Annotated in this window: 19 protein-coding genes; 16 read left to right on the top strand and 3 right to left on the bottom strand. The window is 70.8% G+C overall.

Annotated elements, in window-relative coordinates:
* Positions 1 to 70: 70 nt before the first annotated feature.
* Together NFU04_RS11095 and NFU04_RS11090 are read left to right on the top strand one after the other, a co-directional pair.
* A complete protein-coding gene (locus NFU04_RS11095) occupies positions 71 to 700 on the top strand; it encodes an ABC transporter ATP-binding protein (protein ID WP_251309501.1) in 630 nt (209 codons plus the stop codon).
* Positions 697 to 1,500 carry an ABC transporter permease gene (locus tag NFU04_RS11090; RefSeq protein WP_251309500.1) on the top strand — a complete coding sequence of 268 codons (804 nt, stop codon included), beginning with the start codon at positions 697 to 699 and terminating at the stop codon, positions 1,498 to 1,500. Before NFU04_RS11095 ends, NFU04_RS11090 begins: the two co-directional genes overlap by 4 nt.
* Positions 1,501 to 1,535: 35 nt before the next feature.
* Here the strand turns inward: NFU04_RS11090 and NFU04_RS11085 are convergent, their stop codons facing one another.
* Positions 1,536 to 2,714 carry an acetyl-CoA C-acyltransferase gene (locus NFU04_RS11085; protein WP_251309499.1) on the bottom strand — a complete coding sequence of 393 codons (1,179 nt, stop codon included), beginning with the start codon at positions 2,712 to 2,714 and terminating at the stop codon, positions 1,536 to 1,538.
* Between the two features lie 97 nt (positions 2,715 to 2,811).
* Between NFU04_RS11085 and NFU04_RS11080 the strand changes: the two genes are divergently transcribed.
* The 5 genes from NFU04_RS11080 to NFU04_RS11060 all read left to right on the top strand — a co-directional run bounded on the left by NFU04_RS11080 (position 2,812) and on the right by NFU04_RS11060 (position 8,820).
* The gene (locus NFU04_RS11080) at positions 2,812 to 3,390 is read left to right on the top strand and encodes a TetR/AcrR family transcriptional regulator (protein WP_251309498.1); all 579 of its coding nucleotides are present in this window, start codon (positions 2,812 to 2,814) and stop codon (positions 3,388 to 3,390) included.
* Between the two features lie 193 nt (positions 3,391 to 3,583).
* Positions 3,584 to 5,245 (top strand): AMP-binding protein, encoded by a 1,662-nt coding sequence (locus NFU04_RS11075; protein ID WP_251309497.1) that lies wholly within the window; start codon positions 3,584 to 3,586, stop codon positions 5,243 to 5,245.
* A gap of 15 nt (positions 5,246 to 5,260) precedes the next feature.
* Entirely contained in the window at positions 5,261 to 6,028 is a 768-nt protein-coding gene (locus NFU04_RS11070) for an SDR family NAD(P)-dependent oxidoreductase (protein ID WP_251309496.1), read from the top strand.
* 296 nt (positions 6,029 to 6,324) lie between these two features.
* Complete coding sequence (locus NFU04_RS11065) at positions 6,325 to 6,753, top strand: organic hydroperoxide resistance protein (RefSeq protein ID WP_251309495.1); 429 nt, start codon at positions 6,325 to 6,327, stop codon at positions 6,751 to 6,753.
* Between the two features lie 255 nt (positions 6,754 to 7,008).
* Entirely contained in the window at positions 7,009 to 8,820 is a 1,812-nt protein-coding gene (locus NFU04_RS11060; protein WP_251309494.1) for an acyl-CoA dehydrogenase C-terminal domain-containing protein, read from the top strand.
* A gap of 228 nt (positions 8,821 to 9,048) precedes the next feature.
* Here NFU04_RS11060 and NFU04_RS11055 read toward each other — a convergent pair whose 3' ends face one another.
* Positions 9,049 to 9,348 carry a winged helix-turn-helix domain-containing protein gene (locus tag NFU04_RS11055; RefSeq protein ID WP_251309493.1) on the bottom strand — a complete coding sequence of 100 codons (300 nt, stop codon included), beginning with the start codon at positions 9,346 to 9,348 and terminating at the stop codon, positions 9,049 to 9,051.
* Positions 9,349 to 9,421: 73 nt separating this feature from the next.
* Here NFU04_RS11055 and NFU04_RS11050 point away from each other — a divergent pair, with 73 nt between their 5' ends.
* Positions 9,422 to 10,417, top strand: a complete 996-nt coding sequence (locus tag NFU04_RS11050; protein WP_251309492.1) for a zinc-dependent alcohol dehydrogenase family protein — start codon at positions 9,422 to 9,424, stop codon at positions 10,415 to 10,417.
* Between the two features lie 159 nt (positions 10,418 to 10,576).
* Here NFU04_RS11050 and NFU04_RS11045 read toward each other — a convergent pair whose 3' ends face one another.
* Complete coding sequence (locus NFU04_RS11045; RefSeq protein WP_251309491.1) at positions 10,577 to 11,041, bottom strand: 2-hydroxyacyl-CoA dehydratase; 465 nt, start codon at positions 11,039 to 11,041, stop codon at positions 10,577 to 10,579.
* A gap of 133 nt (positions 11,042 to 11,174) precedes the next feature.
* Between NFU04_RS11045 and cobT the strand changes: the two genes are divergently transcribed.
* Genes cobT through NFU04_RS11005 form a run of 8 tightly spaced genes read left to right on the top strand, consistent with a single transcriptional unit; the run spans position 11,175 to position 17,411 of the window.
* The gene (gene cobT, locus NFU04_RS11040) at positions 11,175 to 12,230 is read left to right on the top strand and encodes a nicotinate-nucleotide--dimethylbenzimidazole phosphoribosyltransferase (protein WP_251309490.1); all 1,056 of its coding nucleotides are present in this window, start codon (positions 11,175 to 11,177) and stop codon (positions 12,228 to 12,230) included.
* The gene (locus tag NFU04_RS11035) at positions 12,227 to 12,913 is read left to right on the top strand and encodes an adenosylcobinamide amidohydrolase (RefSeq protein WP_251309489.1); all 687 of its coding nucleotides are present in this window, start codon (positions 12,227 to 12,229) and stop codon (positions 12,911 to 12,913) included. Before cobT ends, NFU04_RS11035 begins: the two co-directional genes overlap by 4 nt.
* A complete protein-coding gene (gene cbiB, locus NFU04_RS11030; RefSeq protein WP_251309488.1) occupies positions 12,906 to 13,895 on the top strand; it encodes an adenosylcobinamide-phosphate synthase CbiB in 990 nt (329 codons plus the stop codon). The genes NFU04_RS11035 and cbiB overlap by 8 nt, the downstream gene beginning before the upstream one ends.
* Positions 13,892 to 15,040, top strand: coding sequence for a threonine-phosphate decarboxylase CobD (gene cobD, locus NFU04_RS11025; protein WP_251309487.1), 1,149 nt, complete (start codon positions 13,892 to 13,894; stop codon positions 15,038 to 15,040). The genes cbiB and cobD overlap by 4 nt, the downstream gene beginning before the upstream one ends.
* Positions 15,037 to 15,573: a bifunctional adenosylcobinamide kinase/adenosylcobinamide-phosphate guanylyltransferase gene (locus tag NFU04_RS11020; protein ID WP_251309486.1), complete on the top strand. Its 537-nt coding sequence runs from the start codon at positions 15,037 to 15,039 to the stop codon at positions 15,571 to 15,573. Before cobD ends, NFU04_RS11020 begins: the two co-directional genes overlap by 4 nt.
* A 56-nt stretch (positions 15,574 to 15,629) precedes the next feature.
* On the top strand, positions 15,630 to 16,376 hold the full coding sequence (gene cobS / locus NFU04_RS11015) for an adenosylcobinamide-GDP ribazoletransferase (RefSeq protein WP_459382086.1): 747 nt from the start codon (positions 15,630 to 15,632) through the stop codon (positions 16,374 to 16,376).
* Positions 16,377 to 16,395: 19 nt separating this feature from the next.
* A complete protein-coding gene (locus NFU04_RS11010) occupies positions 16,396 to 17,049 on the top strand; it encodes a histidine phosphatase family protein (RefSeq protein ID WP_251309484.1) in 654 nt (217 codons plus the stop codon).
* The gene (locus NFU04_RS11005; protein ID WP_251309483.1) at positions 17,001 to 17,411 is read left to right on the top strand and encodes a bifunctional adenosylcobinamide kinase/adenosylcobinamide-phosphate guanylyltransferase; all 411 of its coding nucleotides are present in this window, start codon (positions 17,001 to 17,003) and stop codon (positions 17,409 to 17,411) included. The genes NFU04_RS11010 and NFU04_RS11005 overlap by 49 nt, the downstream gene beginning before the upstream one ends.
* Positions 17,412 to 17,447: the final 36 nt, after the last annotated feature.

Raw genomic sequence — 17,447 nt, 5'->3', positions numbered from 1 at the left:
CTAACCGTGGCCGCGCCGGCTTGCGCGCCGGTGTAGGCGGAGAGGCCATCATGGATCAGAGGGAGGTGCTATGAGCGAGGCCCTGAGACTCGAGGCCCTGGGCATCGGTGCCCTGGAGGGCGTGGCGCTGACCCTGGCTCCCGGCGAGGTGCTCTGCCTCTCCGGGGCCAGCGGCAGCGGCAAGAGCCGGCTGCTGCGTGCCATCGCCGACCTGGAGCCCCATGAGGGCGAGGCCTGGCTGGGAGGCACCGCGCGGTCCTCGTTGCCGGCGCATCGCTGGCGGGCCCGGGTGATGCTGGTGCCCGCCGAGAGCCACTGGTGGGCGGAGCGGGTCGGCGAGCATCTGGCGGTGCCGCCCGACGCAGCGGATCTCGCCGCCCTGGGCTTCGCGGACGAGGTACTGGGCTGGGAGGTGGCCAGGCTCTCCTCCGGCGAGAAGCAGCGCCTGGCGCTGCTGCGGGCCGTGGCGGTATTGGATACGCGTCCGGGCGAGGCCGCGGCCCTGCTGCTGGACGAGCCCACCGCCAACCTGGACGAGGCCATGACCCGGGCGGTGGAGGCCTGGTTGCGCGAACGCCTCGGCGAGCGGGGCTGGCCGACCCTCTGGGTAGCCCATGATCCGGGGCAGATCGCCCGGGTGGCGAATCGCCACTGGCATATCGAAGGCCATCGGCTGATCGAGAAGGAGGCCCGCCCATGAGCGTGACCCCCCTGGCCTGGTGGCAGCTCGCCCTGGCCGCCGTCATGGTGGTGGGCCTGGCCGGCTGCACGGCGGCGATGCGCCTGGGGATGAGCCGCGGCCTGCTGATCGCCGCCCTGCGCACCGTGATCCAGCTGGCGCTGATCGGCCTGGTGCTGGAGGCGCTGTTCGCCGCCGAGCGCCTGCTCTGGGTGGCCCTGATGGCCCTGGCCATGCTGCTGATCGCCGGCCGCGAGGTGATGGCGCGACAGAAGCGGCGCTTCCTCGAGGGCTGGGGCTTCGGCATCGGCACCCTGGCGATGTTCCTCTCCTCCTTCACCGTGACCGTGTTGACCCTGACCGTGATCATCGGCCCCGAGCCCTGGTATCGGCCCCAATACGCCATTCCCCTGCTGGGGATGCTGCTGGGCAATACCATGACCGGGGTCGCCCTGGCTCTGGACCGTCTCACCGATGGTGCCTGGCAGCAGCGCGGGGTGATCGAGAATCGCCTGATGCTGGGCCAGCCCTGGTCCCGGGCCATCGAGGATATCCGCCGCGACGCCATCCGCAGCGGCCTGATGCCGATGATCAATGCCATGGCCGCCGCCGGCGTGGTGAGCCTGCCGGGCATGATGACCGGCCAGATCCTGGCCGGTAGCCCGCCGGCCCTGGCGGTGAAGTATCAGATCCTGGTGATGTTTGCCATCACCCTGGGCACCGGCTTCGGCGCCCTGGCGGCGGTGTCGATGGGCAGCCGGCGGCTGTTCGACAAGCGCGAGCGGCTGCGCCTGGAGCGCCTGGCGGCGCCGCGGAAATAAGGGCGCCCGCCGGATCGGCGGGCGCGGGGGCTCGTTTAATCGACCAGCTCCACGGCTATCGCCGTGGCCTCGCCGCCGCCGATGCACAGGCTCGCGATGCCGCGCTTGCCGCCGGTGGTACGCAGGGCATGCACCAGGGTGGCGATGATCCGCGAGCCGGTGGAGCCGATGGGGTGGCCCTGGGCGCAGGCGCCGCCATAGATATTCACCTTGTCGTGGGGAATCTCGAGCCCGTCCATGGCCAGCAGGGTCACCACCGCGAAGGCCTCGTTGATCTCGAAGAGGTCGACGTCATTCACCCCCCAGCCGAGCTTCTTGAGCAGCTTGTCGATGGCGCCCACCGGGGCGATGGTGAACTCGCTGGGGTGCTGGGAGTGGGTGCTGTGGCCGAGGATCCGCGCCAGGGGCGTGGCGCCATGGCGCTCGGCGGCGGCCTGGCTGGCCAGGATCAGCGCCGAGGCGCCGTCGGAGATGGAACTCGAGTTGGCGGCGGTGATGGTGCCGTCCTTGGCGAAGGCCGGGCGCAGGCCGCGGATCTTGTCGAGCTTGGCCTGGAAGGGCTGCTCGTCGTGGGCGACCAGGGTCTCGCCCTGGCGGCCGGTGACCGTCACCGGGGCCATCTCGGCCTCCAGGTGGCCCGCCTCCTGGGCGGCCATGGCGCGCTCCAGGGAGGCGATGGCGAAGTCGTCCATGCGCTCGCGGCTATAGCCCCGCGCCGTGGCGACCTCCTGGGCGAAGCCGCCCATCAGCTTGCCGGTCTCGGCATCCTCCAGGCCATCCAGGAACATATGGTCCTTGAGCTCGCCATGGCCCAGGCGGTAGCCGCTGCGCGCCTTGGTCAGCAGATGGGGGGCGTTGGACATGGACTCCATGCCGCCGGCCAGCAGCACCTCGCCGGAGCCGGCGCGGATCAGGTCATGGGCCAGCATGGTGGCCTTCATGCCGGAGCCGCACAGCTTGTTGATGGTGGTGGCGCCGACCCCATCGGGAATACCCGCCTGGCGCATCGCCTGGCGGGCCGGTCCCTGCTTGACCCCGGCGGGCAGCACACAGCCGAAGATGCCCTCGTCGATCGCGCCCGCCTCGATGCCGGCCCGCTCGATGGCGGCCCGGGTCGCCACCGCGGCCAGTTGCGGCGCGGTCAGGCTCGACAGGCTGCCCTGCAGGCCACCCATGGGGGTACGGGCGGCGGATAGGATGACGACGTCGTTCATGGTGACTCTCCTCGATGATGGGGCGCTATCCCGTTGACCCTCGAACGGGGCCATGGTTTGCTGTCAGCATAACCAAGCAAGCGCTAGTGTAAACAGGATGAATGTCGTGAATGATTCTCCACGCCGCCGGGAACTGACGCGCCTGGCGGCCCAGCTGTTCGTCCAGGAGGGCTTCGATCGCACCACGGTGCGCATGCTGGCCCAGGAGATGGGTATCAAGTCCGGTAGCCTCTTCCATCACTTTCGCGACAAGCAGGAGATTCTCTGCGCGGTGATCGAGGAGGGCACCCAGAACGCCCTGGCCATCGCCCGGGAGGCGCTGGAGGCCTGCGCGCCCACCCCGGAGGCGCGCCTTCACGCCATGGCCCGGGCGCACCTCGAGACCCTGCTCACCGACCGCAATGCCCATGTGGTGGCCCTCTACGAGTGGCGGCGTCTGGACGCCGAGTCCCGGGCCCACCTCAGCCACCTGCGCGACGCCTATGAGGCCTTGTGGCAGGAGGTGGTGGGGGACGCCCTGGAGGCCGGCCTGATTCATGGCGACAAGTTCCTGGTCTCGCGTTTCGTGCTGGGGGCGCTCAACTGGACGGTGCGCTGGTACGACCCGGAGGGGTCGAGAACCCCCGAAGAGCTGGCCCGCGAACTGATCGCCATGATCACTCCCCCCTCGCCCTGAATGCGTGCTTGCCGCCCCCGGGCGGCTTTCTCGACCATCGTCTAGGTTCGGCCGCCTTGTCGAGCCTCCCCCTTTCGCCTTAGCGTTGTACCAAGCGCTTGCTTGGTCTTGCAAGTTTACGTTTACGTTAAGGGTAGACAAGAGGCCTTGCGCCGCGCAGGCTTCGATAACAAGCACAACAAGAGGGCACGTCATGAGCACCACTGCGACCCAGACCGACTACGCCAGCTACCTGGAAGGCTTCTCCCTGGAGGCGCTGATCGGGCGTCTCGACGATCACCGCGATGGCCGGCTCAATGCCTTCGAGGCCTGTTGCGGCCGCCACCTGCGCGGCGGGCGCGGCGAGGTGCCGGCCCTGATCCAGGAGGGGCTGGACGGCAGCGTCAGCCGCCTCAGCTACGCCGAGCTGGATGCCCAGAGCGCCAGGCTGGCCGGCTGGTTCAAGGCCCGCGGCCTGGGGGAGGGGGACCGCATCGCCTGCATGCTGCCGCGCACCCCGGCGCTGCTGATCACGGTGCTGGCCACCTGGCGGATCGGCGCGGTCTATCAGCCGCTGTTCACCGCCTTCGGCCCCGACGCCCTGGAGTATCGCCTGGGCCGGGCCGATACCCGGCTGGTGATCACCGATGCCGATAACCGCGGCAAGTTCGAGGGCCTCGCGGCCTGCCCGCCGATCCTCAATGTGGATGGTGCCGGTGAGGGTGACCTGGCCTGGGGCGAGGCCCTGGCCCAGGCGCCGCTGGCCGAGGCGCCGCCGCGGCTGGCCCCCGAGGCGCCCTTCCTGCAGATGTTCACCTCCGGCACCGTGGGCAAGCCCAAGGGGGTGGCGGTGCCGCTCTCGGCGCTGCCCGCCTTCGCCCTCTATATGGAGTTGGCCATCGACCTGAGGCCCGAGGATCGCTTCTGGAACATGGCCGACCCCGGCTGGGCCTATGGCCTCTACTACGCCATCGCCGGGCCCCTGCTGCTGGGGGCGACGACGCACCTGTGCGAGGCGGGCTTCAGCGCCGAGGGAGCCCTCGACTTCATGCGTCGCCACGGCATCACCAACTTCGCCGCCGCGCCCACCGCCTACCGGCTGATGAAGGCCTCGGGGATCTTCGACGAGGCCGCCGAGCAGCTCTCCCTGCGGGTCGCCAGCTCCGCCGGCGAGCCCCTCAATACCGAGGTGGTCGGTTGGGTGGAGCGGGCCCTGGGCTGCCCGGTGATGGATCACTACGGTCAGACCGAGACCGGCATGACCTGCTGCAACCACCATGCCCTGGCGCATCCCAAGCACGTTGGCGGCATGGGGGTGCCCCTGCCCGGTCATCGGCTGGCGATCCTCGATGCCGAGTACCGGGAGCTGCCCGATGGGGAGCCCGGCGTCCTGGCGGTGGATATCGCCCGCTCGCCGGCCTTCTTCTTCCCCGGTTACACCTGGCAGGAGAAGCACCCCTTCGCCGAGGGCTACTATTTGACCGGGGACGTGGTGATTCGCAATGCCGACGGCAGTTTTCAGTTCGCCGGCCGCGACGATGACATCATCACCACCGCCGGCTACCGGGTCGGTCCCGCCGACGTGGAGAACTCGGTGCTGACCCATCCGGCGGTGGCGGAGTCCGCGGCGGTGGGCAAGCCCGACGAGATTCGCGGCGAGATCATCAAGTCCTTCGTGGTGCTGCGTGAGGGTCATGAGCCCAGCGAGGCCCTGGCCGAGGAGATTCGTCAGCGGGTCCGCGAGCGGCTCTCGACGCACGCCTTTCCGCGGGAGATCGAGTTCGTCGAGACCCTGCCCAAGACCCCCAGCGGCAAGATTCAGCGCTTCAAGTTGCGCGCCCAGGCCGCCGACGAGACGGCGGCGACCCCCTCGTAATTCGTGGAGAACCCCATGCAGATTCAAGACCAGACCTTCCTGATCACCGGCGCCGCCTCCGGGCTGGGGGCGGCCACCGCCGAGCGCCTGGTGGCCGCCGGCGGCCGGGTCGTGCTCAGCGACCTGAGCGACAGGGTCGAGGCCCAGGCCGTGGCCCTGGGCGGGGCCGCCCGGGCGCTGCGCGGCGATGTCACCTCGGAGGCGGACATGCAGGCGGCCATCGACGCCGCCATCGAGCTCGGCGAGGGGCGCGGCCTGGCCGGGGTGATCCACTGCGCCGGGGTGGTCAGCGTGGCCAAGCTGGTGGATCGGGAGGGCAACCCCGCGGACCTGGAGGCCTATGCCCGCACCATCCAGATCAACCTGGTGGGCAGCTTCAACGTGATGCGCCTGGCCGCCGCCGCCATGACCAAGAATGCGCCGGGCGAGGAGGGCGAGCGGGGGGTGATCATCAACACCGCCTCCATCGCCGCCTTCGATGGCCAGGTGGGGCAGTGCGCCTACAGCGCCTCCAAGGCCGGGGTGGTGGGGATGAGCCTGCCGGCGGCCCGGGAGCTCTCCCGGCACGGCATCCGGGTGATGGCCATCGCCCCCGGGGTCTTCGAGACGCCGATGATGAGCGATATCCCCGAAGACGCGGTGGCGGCCCTCTCCGCCGCCGTGCCCTTCCCCAAGCGCCTCGGCAAGCCCGACGAGTTCGCCCGCCTGGCGGAGCAGATCATCACCAACACCATGCTCAACGGCGAGGTGATTCGCCTGGATGGCGGGATTCGGATGCAGTAGACCACGTTAAAAGCAGTATCAGCCCCGGACTGTAGTCGAGTTCCGGGGCTATTCTGGCGGTAGGCTTTCGCAAAGACGCTGTGAACCCATCCTTGGGCGCTCGACTTTTTCGTCCCTGAAAAAGACGCTTTGCTTCAGCCTACCCCCAGCGCCCCTCAGGCACTCAAGTGCTGTTGGCTCTAAAGGTAAGTAGGCTGGAGTTGCGCGAATCGCCGCCAGCTGCTTGGTTTAATAGACCCCGGCCCGCGATGGGTCGGTCCTGTCGAAGCACTATCGAGCGATCAAGGAGGCGTCGAATGTCTATCGAGAAAGTTGCCTATCGTGCCCATGCCACGGCCACCGGCGGCCGCGACGGCCGCGCCGTCTCCTCCGACGGGGTCCTCGATGTCGCCCTGGCGGTGCCCAAGGAGATGGGCGGGGGCGGCGGGGAGGCCACCAACCCCGAGCAGCTCTTCGCCGCCGGCTACTCCGCCTGTTTCCTCGGCGCCATGCAGTTCGTCGCCGGCCGCGACAAGCTGGCGCTGCCGGATGATGCCAGCATCGAGGGTGCGGTGGGCATTGGCGAGATTCCCGGCGGCTTCGGTATCGAGGTGGAGCTCAAGATCTCCCTGCCGGGCATGGACAAGCAACAGGCCCGGCAGGTGATCGATGCCGCTCACCAGGTCTGCCCCTACTCCAATGCCACCCGGGGCAATATCGATGTGACCCTGACCCTGGTGGAGTGACGACGCCCGGTCTCGCGCCCGTGTCTCCCCAGGCACGCGGCGTGCCTTGACCGCCCGCCCCGAGGCTTCGGGGTGGGCGGTATCGTGTCTGGCCATCGGCGGGTGTCGACCAAGGTCGGGGGCCATTTGGCGGCGAGAATTAAAACGAACGCTTGACGTTCTTCGGGTCAGCGGATAGTTTCAAACATATGTTTGAAATGGCGCCGCCGCCTAGCGTCTTCCCGATGACCGGCGCCCTCTTCTGGAGAATCCGACATGCCCGACTATCAGGCCCCCCTGCGCGACCTGCGTTTCGTGATGGACGAGATGCTCGACTATCCGGCCCACTACGCCCGCCTGCCGGCTGGCGAAGAGGCCTCCCCGGACGTGGTGGCGGCCATCCTCGAGGAGGGCGCCCGCTTCGCCCGCGAGGTGCTGCTGCCGCTGAACCAGAGCGGCGACCAGGAGGGCTGCCGGCTTGAGGGCGGCGAAGTCAAGGCGCCGCAGGGCTTCAAGGCCGCCTATGCCCAGTACGTGGAGGGGGGCTGGCCGAGCCTCGCCGCCGACCCCGAACACGGTGGCCAGGGCCTGCCGCATTCGCTGGCCATGGTGCTCAACGAGATGATCTGTGCCACCAACCTGGCCTGGGGCATGTACCCGGGGCTCTCCCACGGCGCCGCCGACGCCCTGCGTCATCATGGCACCGACGAACAGAAGGCCAGCTACCTGACCAAGCTGGTGGAGGGCACTTGGACCGGCACCATGTGCCTCACCGAGCCTCATTGCGGCACCGACCTGGGGCTGATCAAGACCCGCGCCCTGCCCACCGAAGACGGCGCCTATGCGATCACCGGCACCAAGATCTTTATCTCCGCCGGCGAGCACGACCTGGCCGAGAACATCGTCCACCTGGTGTTGGCCAAGCTGCCGGACGCTCCCGAGGGCTCCAAGGGCATCTCGCTCTTCGTGGTGCCCAAGTTCCTGCCCGATGCCGACGGCAACCCGGGGGAGCGCAATGGCGTGGTCTGCGGGTCGCTGGAGCACAAGATGGGCATCCACGGCAACGCCACCTGCGTGATGAACTTCGACGGGGCCAAGGGCTTTTTGGTGGGCGCCCCCAACAAGGGCCTGGCCTGCATGTTCACCATGATGAATGCCGCCCGCATCGGCGTCGGCATCCAGGGCCTGGGGCTGGCCGAGGCGAGCTTCCAGAACGCCCTGGCCTATGCCCGCGACCGCCTGCAGATGCGTGCCCTCTCAGGCCCCAAGGCGCCGGAGAAGGCCGCCGATCCGATCATCGTCCACCCGGACGTGCGGCGCATGCTGCTGACCCAGAAGGCCTTCGCCGAGGGCGGCCGGATGCTGGTGCTCTACACCGCCCAGATGATCGATATCGTCGAGCATGGCAGCGATGCCGCCGAGCGGGAGCGAGCCGAGACCCTGCTGGGCCTGCTGACCCCCATCGTCAAGGCCTTCCTCACCGAGGTGGGCTTCGAGGCCACCAACGAGGGCGTGCAGGTGTTCGGCGGCCACGGCTTTATCCAGGAGTGGGGCATGGAGCAGCTGGTGCGGGACGCCCGCATCACCCGCCTCTACGAGGGCACCACCGGCATCCAGGCCCTCGACCTGCTGGGTCGCAAGGTGCTGATGAGCCAGGGTGAGAGCCTCAAGGTCTTCACCAAGGAGATCCACAAGTTCTGCCAGGCGGAGGAGGGCAACAGCGCCCTCGCCGAATTCGTGCGGCCGCTGGCCAAGCTCAATGCCGAGTGGGGCGAGCTGACCATGGGCATCGGCATGAAGGCCATGGCCGACCGCGAGGAGGTGGGCGCGGCCAGCGTCGACTACCTGATGTACTCCGGCTACGTGACCCTGGCCTACCTCTTCGCCCGGGCCGCCAGGCAGGCCCAGGCGACCCTGGCCGAAGGCAGCGAGGATGCCGCCTTCTACCGCGGCAAGCTCAATACCGCGCGCTTCTACTTCGAACGCCTGCTACCGCGCACCCGCAGCCACAAGCAGGCCATCGAGGCCGGCGCCGAGTCGCTGATGGCGATGTCCGCCGAGGACTTCGGCCGCGGCTTCGAGCTCTGAGTCCGAGGCCATGCCAGGCTTACTGTGATCGATCTCTCTGGTCAGTCGCGCTGACCGCTTGCTTACGGCGACCTCGGGTCGCCGTTTTTTTGTTGGGCCGGGTCGGCCGCGGCGACCCGGCGCGCCAGGGCTGGATCATCTCGGCGTCAGATCATCGAGCTCGGCGTCAGACCATAGAGCAGGCGTCGCGCCGCTATGGCAGGGCTCTGGGAGCAACGAAGATGCGCCTCAGGCGTACCCCAGCGCCGCCCTGAGGCGCGGCGCATTGGCCTCGACCCAGCGCGGGTCGATGGCGCCCCAGTCGCGGATGCGATAGCGGCCGATATTGTGCCGCGCGCCCTCGGCCTGCTCGAAGTCGCAGGCGATATCCAGCTCGGCGAGGGAGTGGATGGTGTCCTGGGCGGTGCGCCGCGGCATGCCGGTGGCCTCGATCAGCTCGGGCACACTGGCCAGGCCTCGGTCGATCAGGTGGGCCACATAGAGGCGCCGATAGAAGCTGCTCTTGGTCTTGCTGAGGGGCTCGTCCATAGGTCGCGGTCTCGTCTCGCGGGTGGGGTGTCTATCCTACGCCTTGAGGGTGGCGGATATCGAGGTGAGGACGATGCGCGAGACGATGTGGGCCATGCGGCTCCACGAGACCGGGCGGCCGCTGCGCCGGGAGCGGGTCCCGCGCCCCGTGCCGGGCCCCGGGGAACTGTTGATCCGGGTCGAGGCCTGCGCGGTGTGCCGCACCGACCTGCATGTGGTGGATGGCGAGCTCACCGAGGCGCGGCTGCCGTTGATTCCCGGACACGAGATCGTCGGCGAGGTGGTGGCCCGGGGGCCGGGGGTGACGACGCCGGCGCCGGGCAGCCGGGTAGGCGTGCCCTGGCTGGGCTGGACCTGTGGCGAATGCACCGAGTGTCGCGCCGGGCGGGAGAACCTCTGCCGGCGGGCGCAGTTCACCGGCTACACCCGGGACGGCGGCTATGCGGAGTACTGCGTGGCGGATGCCCGCTACGGCTTTCCCGTGGCAGGCGAGGCCCGGGCCTCGGCGCCCTTGCTCTGCGCCGGGCTGATCGGCTACCGCGGCTGGCGCCTGGCGGGGGGCGAGGCGATTCGCCACCTGGGGCTCTACGGATTCGGTGCCGCGGCGCACCTGCTGATTCAGCTGGCCCGAGCCCGGGGCCAGCACTGTTATGCCTTCACCCGCCCCGGCGACCGGCAGGCCCAGGCCTTCGCCCGACGCCAGGGGGCCCGCTGGGCGGGGGACTCGGGCCAGCCGCCGCCCCAGGCGCTGGATGCGGCCATTATCTTCGCCCCGGTGGGCGAGCTGGTCCCCGAGGCCCTGGCCCGGGTGCGCCCCGGCGGGGTGGTGGTGTGTGGCGGCATCCATATGTCGGAGATTCCCGCCTTCCCCTATCGGCTGCTCTGGGAGGAGCGCCTGGTGCGCTCGGTGGCCAACCTGACCCGCGCCGACGGCGAGGCCTTCCTGCCCCTGGCGGCGCAGATTCCCATCCAGACCGAGACCCATGCCTACCCCCTGGCAGAGGCCAATCGCGCCCTCGATGACCTGCGCGCCGGGCGCCTCGAAGGCGCCGCCGTGCTGATTCCCTGAGCGGTGGCGCCGCGCCCCTTGAGGGGGAGCGGCCCGCCATGGGGCATCCCCATGGCTGGCTTTGCATACAGCATGGGAGGGCGCCGATACGGCCAGCGGTCAATACGCCTCCAGGCGTTGCAGATCGCGCTATGGAGAGGGCGCCGATACGGCCAGCGGTCAATACGCCTCCAGGCGTTGCAGGTCGCGCACGATGCGACGTACCTCGGCCCGGTGCTCCGCCGCTAGGGAGGCGAAGAACTCCTCCTCGTGCCTGGCGCCGGCGCGCTCGGCGCGGTGCTCGTAGAGGTCCTGCAGGGTACGGTGGGTGGCCAGGGCGGTGGCCAGTACGTCCTGCACCTCGCCGCCGCCGAGGCGCTCCGGCAGGCGGCCCACCACGGGGGCATGGGGAAAGTCGGCGGGGTCGTCGAACCAGGTCTCCAGCACGGCGGCGTGGTCGCCATCCTCTTCCAGGTAGTTGGCCAGCTCCTGGCCTTGCTTGGTCTCCCGCTGCACTAGGTACGCCAGGGCCATCTTCTGACGCTCGTTGCTGGCCTGATCGGCCAACCGCTGATACTGGTCGGCCAGCTGGCGGTGGAAGTCTACCGCCCAGGTCACCAGCTCCTTCACTTGATGAAAGCGCATCCTCGGCTCCTCCCATCGTTTCATCGGGGCTTCCCGTTAGCCTAGTCCCTGGCGGCGCCGGCGCCTTGACCTGCATCAGGACACGGTGCTTCTGCTACCATGCGCCTCTTCCGATCATCCGCCCGGAGTCCCCATGCTCTCCTCGACCCTCGCCGCCATTCGCGAGCCCGACCCGGCCCTGGCCGAACGGGTGGCCCAGCACCTGGACAACCTCACCAAGCCGCCGGGCAGCCTGGGCCGCCTGGAGCGCCTGGCCATCGAGCTGGCGCTGAGCCAGGGCGAGGCCCTGCCGCGGGTCTCGCCCCCCGGGGTGCTGGTCTTCGCCGCCGACCACGGGGTGGCGGCGGAGGGAGTCTCGGCCTTTCCCCAGGCGGTCACCGCCCAGATGGTGGCCAACTTCGCCGCCGGCGGCGCGGCCATCAATGCCTTCGCCCGCCAGCATGGGGCGCGCCTGGAGGTGATCGACGTGGGGGTGGCCGGCGAGCTGCCCGCCGAGGTGAGGTCCGCGGTGGTGAATGCCCGGGTGCGCTCCGGCACCCGCAACCTGGCGGTGGAGGACGCCATGACCCGGGACGAGGCGGAAGCGGCCATCGCCGAGGGCATCCGGGCCGCCGAGCGGGCGGTGACGGCGGGCTGTCGCTGCCTGATCGTCGGCGAGATGGGTATCGCCAATACCACCGCCAGCAGCGCCCTGCTGGCGGCCCTCTGTGACGCCTCCCCGGAGGCCGTGGTGGGGCCGGGGACCGGCATCGATGCCGCCCGCCTGGCCCATAAGCGCGAGGTGATCGCCCGGGCCCTGGCTGGTCGCCGAGTCGATGCCGAGGATCCCCTGGGGGCCCTGGCGGCCCTCGGCGGGCTGGAGATCGCCGCCATGCTGGGGGCCTACCTGGGCGGCGCGGCCCGGCGGGTGCCGCTGCTGGTGGATGGGCTGATCGCCACGGTGGCGGCACTCGTGGCCTGCCGGCTCTGTCCGGCGCTGCGTCCCTACCTGATCTTCGGCCATCGCTCCCGGGAGCCGGGCCACGAGATCGCCCTGGGGGATCTCGACGCGCGGCCGCTGCTCGACCTGGAACTGCGCCTGGGGGAGGGCAGCGGCGCCGCCCTGGCCTTCCCGCTGCTGGAATCGGCCTGCCGAATGCTCGCCGAGATGGCGACCTTCGATCAGGCCGGCATCGGTGCCGCCCCATGAATGCCCCGGCGAGCGTGCGACCGCTGGACTTCGCCCCGGGCCTGAGCCTGGCGGCGGACGACCGCTGCCTGCACTTCGCCTCGGCCAGGCCGCTGCGCACCCTGAGCAGCGCCCTGGTGGGGGGCGGCCTGGGTTGGCGGCGCCACTTCTGCAACTTCCATGTGGACAAGGCCTATGACGGCCGTACCCCCGCCGATGACCTGAGCGATTGGCTGGCCCGGCGCGACCTGGGCGTCGATAAGAGCCTGGCCATGATGACCGCGGTGCACCTGGAGCATTTGGCCCTGGTGGCGGGGCCGGGGCTGCTGGTGGCGGTCACCGCCGGGGCCGGCAATGCGGTGGATATCGCCGCGCCCCTGGCGGGCGACCCGCGCCCGGTGGGCACCATCAATACCCTGGTCTTCCTGGATGCCCACCTGAGCGACGCGGGCCTGGTCAATACCGTGCTCTCGGCGACGGAGGCCAAGGCCCGGGCCCTCCAGGCCCTGGATATTCGCGACCCCCATGCCGGTACCCCGGCCAGCGGCACCTCCACCGACTGCCTGGCCGTCGCCGCCACCCAGGCGGGGGAACCCCGCGACTACGCGGGCTCCGGCACCCGCCTGGGCCGCGAGCTGGGGCGGGCGATCTTCGCGGCGACCCGCGAGTCGCTGATTCGCAGCCGGGAGGCGCGCCATGGCTGAGCCGCTGTCCCTCGGACTGCTGGGGCTGGTGCTGCTGGCCATCGCCCTGGACCTGATCATCGGCGACCCCCGCGCCCTGCCGCATCCGGTGGTGGGCATGGGCGCGGTGATCGCCCGCCTGGAGCGGGCCTGGAACCGCGGGAGCGCCCGGGCGCGGCGCCTCAGGGGAGCGCTGATGTGCGCCCTGGTGGTGCTGGGCACCTATGCGTTGGCCTGGGGAGGGCTGGCCCTGCTGGCATCGCTTCACCCGGGCCTGGCCTGGCTCGCCGAGCTCTGGCTGCTGGCCAGTTGCCTGGCCATCAAGGGGCTGCGGGACGCCGCCCGGGAGATCGCCGCGCCCCTGGCCCGGGGCGAGCTGCCCGAGGCGCGCCGGGCCCTGGCGATGGTGGTGGGCCGGGATACCGCGCACCTGGACGAGGCGGAGATCAGCCGTGGCGCGGTGGAGACGGTGGCCGAGAACACCGTGGACGGCATCACCGCGCCGCTGTGCTTCGCCCTGCTCGGCGGCGCTCCCCTGGCCCTGGCCTACAAGGCGATCAATACCCTCGACTCCATGGTCGGCTACCGGGACGAACGCTATGCCGATTTCGGCTGGGCCTCGGCGCGCCTCGACGATGTCGCCAACTGGCTGCCGGCGCGGCTGACCGCGCTGACGCTCTGGCTAGGTGCGCTCTTCATGAAAGGCTTGGGATCGGGGGAGATGGCTACCCGTGGGGCCCTGGCCGCGACCTGGCGGGAGGCACCCCGCCACCCCAGCCCCAACAGCGGCTGGCCGGAGGCCATGGTGGCCAACCTGCTGGGGGTGCAGCTGGGGGGCACCAATCACTATCGCGGCCAGGTCTCCGAGCGGGCCCGGCTGGGCACGCCCCGCCGGCCGCTGGCGGCAGGGCATATCGCCGCCACCCTGCGCCTGATGCATGGCGGCTGGCTGGGCTTTGTGCTGTTGATGGCGGCGGTGATTCTGCTTAAGGAGGCCCTTTGACGAGAAACCACCTGACGCGAGATGACTGGGCTTCGAATGACTGGCCCCTGCACGGGGGCGAGGCGGCGCCGCTGCTGGCGCGCTTCGGCCTGCCCGCCGATACGCCGCTGCGCGACGTCAGCGCCAACCTCAACCCCCTCGGTCCCCCCGAATGGCTTCCCGAGTGGATGGCCGAGCGGGCCAGCGACCTGGGCCGCTACCCCGACCCGGACTATGCCGCCGCCCGGGCCGCCATCGCCGCCCACGAGGGGGTGACCCCGGAGCAGGTGCGCCTCACCAACGGCGGCGCCGAGGCGATCTACCTGGCCGCCGCCCTGCATGCCGGTCGCCCCGCCGCTATCCTCGAGCCGGGCTTCGCCGAGTATCGCCGCGCCTGTCAGGCCCATGGGCTGCCGGTGCAGGGCCTGCCCCTGGCCGCCCCCGACTTTATCCTCGACTTCTCCCTGGACCCCGAGGCCCTGATCGCGGGGCTGGGGGAGGCCGAGGTGCTCTTTATGGGGCGCCCCAATAATCCCACCGCGACCCTGGTGCCGCGCCCGGTGATGGAGCGGCTGCTGGAACTCACCGCCGCGCGGGGCTGCACCCTGGTGGTGGACGAGGCCTTTATCGACTTCGTCGACGACGCCGAGCGCCTGACCCCCTGGCTCGAGCGCTTCGAGCACCTGATCCTGCTGCGCTCCCTGACCAAGTGGTTTACCCTGCCCGGGCTGCGCCTGGGCTACCTGCTCGCCGCGCCGGCCCGGGTCGCCGCCGCCGCCGTGCATCAACCGGCCTGGAGCGTCAACCAGCTCGCCGCCGACCTGGTGGCGCCGCTGCTGGCGGATCGCGACTTCGACGCCCGCACCCGGGCCTGGCTCGCCGCCGAGCGCCCGGCCATGCAGGCGGCGCTGAGCGACCTGGGCCTGAGGGTGGTGCCGAGTCGCGCCAACTTCTTCCTGGTGCGTCACCCCGCCGGCGGGGAGGCCACCGCCCGGCTCTTGCCGGCGCTGCTGCGCCGCGGCTGGCTGGCACGCCACACCCGGGGGTTCGCCGGCCTGGACGGGGGCTGGCTGCGCCTGGCCCTGCGCAGCGCCGAGGAGAACCGAGCGCTGTGTCGGGCCCTGGCGGCGGCGATGGCCGAGGTCGACCGAGGAGAGACACCATGATCGCCTTTATCAGCGGCGGGGCCCGCTCCGGCAAGAGCGACTATGCCGAGCGCCTGGCCCGGCAATGGCGGGACGCACGGGGCGGCGACCTCTGGTACCTGGCCACCGCCCGAGCCACGGATGACGAGATGGCCGAGCGCATCGCCCGCCATCGGCGCCAGCGGGGGGAGGGCTGGCGGACCCTGGAGGCCCCCCTGGCCCTGGATGCGGCCCTGGACCAGGTCGCCCCGGGGGAGACGGTGCTGCTCGACTGCCTGACCCTGTGGGCCAGCCAGTGGCGTTATGGCGGCGGCGGCAGCGACGCCGAGGGGCGCGCCCTGCTGGCCAGGGTGCTGAGCGAGGCCAAGCGACGGGGGATCGCCCTGGTGGTGGTCTCCAACGATATCAACGAGGGGCTACCCGCCGAGGATGGCGAGACCCGCGCCTTCGTGGCCTTCCTGCAAGGCTTGCACCGGGACCTGGCCGCCGAGGCGGAGCAGGTGGTGCAGCTGGTGGCGGGGTTGCCCTGGGTCTGGAAGGGGGAGGGCCCATGAGCACGGTCCCTCCATCGACCCCGCCATCGGCCACGTCATCGGTGGAGCCCCGGGGCCTGGCCGCTGCCGGCTTCGGCCTGGTGCTGGCGCTGCAGTTCCTGACGCGGATTCCGCTGCCGCTGGCCTGCCCCTGGATCCCGGCCACCCGGCGCTGGGCGCTGCGCGCCTACCCCCTGGTGGGGCTGCTGCTGGGGGGCCTCTTGGCCCTGGCGGCGCTGGCGCTGTCGGGCTGGCCCACGCCGTTGCTGGCCCTGGCGCTGCTCAGCCTCTGGGTGGCGCTCTCCGGGGGCCTGCACCTGGACGGGGTGATGGACCTGGCCGATGCCCTGGGCAGCAATGCCCCCCTGGAGCGGCGCTGGGCGATCCTGAAGGATGCCCAGGTGGGCAGCTTTGCCATCCTGGCGCTGGTCTTCCTGCTGGCCTGGAAGGGCCTGCTGCTCTGGGCGCTGCTGGAGGCCGGCGTCGCCCCGCCGTGGCTGCTGGTCGTGCCGGCCCTGGCCCGCTTCGGCGCCGTGGCGCTGTTGCGCCTGGCGCCGCTGGCCCGCCGCGAGGGGCTGGCCTGGGCCTGGCGCCAGGAGAGCCGCCACCGGGACCTGGCGCTGTCGCTGCTGCCCCTGGTCGTGGCGTTCTGGTGGCTGCCCACCGGCTGGTGGCTGCTGGTGGCGCTGGCCGCCTTCCTGCTGGCCTTCGCCGCCCTGATGGTGCGCAGCTTTCGCGGCATCAACGGCGATATGCTGGGGGCGGCCATCGAGGGTGGCGAGCTCTGGCTGCTGCTGGTGGCCTGGTTGTGGCTGAGCTCGTGAGACCAAGGGAGGACGTTTGATGTTATCGCCGAGCCTGACCCTGGTGGTGGTTCGCCATGGCCTGACCGCCTGGAACCGGAGCGGCCGCTACCAGGGCCACCGGGATATTCCTCTGGATCTCGAGGCGGCCCGCCCGGGGCTCGAGCGCCTGCGGGCCTGGTCCGGGAAGCATCTGCAGGGGTTGGACGCCATCCACTGCAGCGACCTGACCCGCTGCCGCCAGACCCTGGCGCACCTGGCCCCGCCTGGCGTGCCACCTCACCCCGCGCCGCGCTTCGATGCCCGGCTGCGGGAGCTGAATTTCGGTGCCTACGAGGGCAAGTGCTACGCCGAGCTCGAGTCGGACCCCGATTACCGGGCCTGGATCGATGGGCGCGGCGAGCGCCCGCCCCCCGGCGGCGAGTCCGCCGGCGAGCTGCGCGCGCGACTCGATGCCTGGTTCCATGCGCTGACCCTCGAGGCCGGGGCCAAAGGCGACGGCGCCTATCGCGCCCTGGTGGTGACCCATGGCGGGGTGCTGCGGGAGCTGCGGCGGCGCTTCGAGGCCATCGACTTCTGGGCCGCCGGGGTGACCCAGGCGGAGGGGCGCCACTTCCATCTCATTCGACACGGAGACGCCTGGCGATGCGAGTGGTCATCGGCGGTACCCACGCCGGCAAGCGCGCCGCGGTAAGGGCCTGGGGCGGGACACCGCGCTGGCTCGAGGTTGCAAGCCTCCTCGAAGGCCCGCCGCCCACCGGAGACCTGGTGATCGACGGCTGGGCGGCGTGGATCGCCGCTCAGCTGACAGACGAGGCCGATAACGACCGCCTGCGGGCGCGCCTCGCCCGGGCCCTGGACGCCCTGCGGGACGCGGAGCGGCGCACGGGGGCCACCACGACCCTGATCCTCGAGGAGATGGGACGCGGCCTCGTGCCGATGTCGCGCCGCCAGCGGCGGCTGCGCGACCTCAACGGCTGGCTGGCCCAGGACGCCGCGGCCCGGGCCGAGGCGGTCTACTACGTCTGGCATGGGCTGGTAAGGCGGCTTGGCTAAAGGTCGCTTAGCCAGGGCGGCATCAATCGTAATAGA

Origin of the sequence: Halomonas sp. NCCP-2165 (assembly GCF_023708045.1) — a bacterium.
GTDB lineage: Bacteria > Pseudomonadota > Gammaproteobacteria > Pseudomonadales > Halomonadaceae > Bisbaumannia > Bisbaumannia pacifica.
This window is presented reverse-complemented; position numbering and strand designations above follow the sequence as displayed.